Here is a 470-nt window from a genome sequence, read left to right on the forward strand (position 1 = left end):
GCTGACCTCGGCGACCGGCTTCACGCTGACGCTGAGCGCCACCGACCGCGCCGGGGTCGGGCCGCTGCTCAACCAGGACGGCACCAGCGCGACCGGGGGCACGACCTACAACCTCGCCGCCGCCGAGGACTGGGCCGCCGGCGCGGCGGCGGCGGTGACCGATGCCGACCTCACCGCCAACCCCGTCACCGTGGCCAATGTCCCGGCGCCGACCATCACCAGCGCCACCTACGACCCGGCCAGCGGCCTCCTGGTGGTCACCGCAACAGGGTTGCCGAGCGCGGCAGGTGCGGCCAACGACATCGATCTGTCGCAGCTGACCGTCACCGGCGCCGGCGGCGCAACCCATACCCTCACCACCACCACCGATGTCGAGATCGGTTCGGCCACGCGCTTCAGCGCCACCCTCGGCGGCACCGACAAGAGCGCGGTCGACGCCCTGCTCGATCAGGCCGGCACCCAGGCCGCCG

Annotated in this window: 1 protein-coding gene; it reads left to right on the forward strand. The window is 73.6% G+C overall.

Features of this window, described 5'->3' with window-relative positions:
* The coding region (locus tag EBL84_RS17205; protein WP_190288001.1) for a hypothetical protein at positions 1-470 on the forward strand (470 nt) is incomplete at both ends.

Origin of the sequence: Marichromatium sp. AB31 (assembly GCF_003718685.1) — a bacterium.
Classification (GTDB): Bacteria; Pseudomonadota; Gammaproteobacteria; order Chromatiales; family Chromatiaceae; genus Marichromatium; species Marichromatium gracile.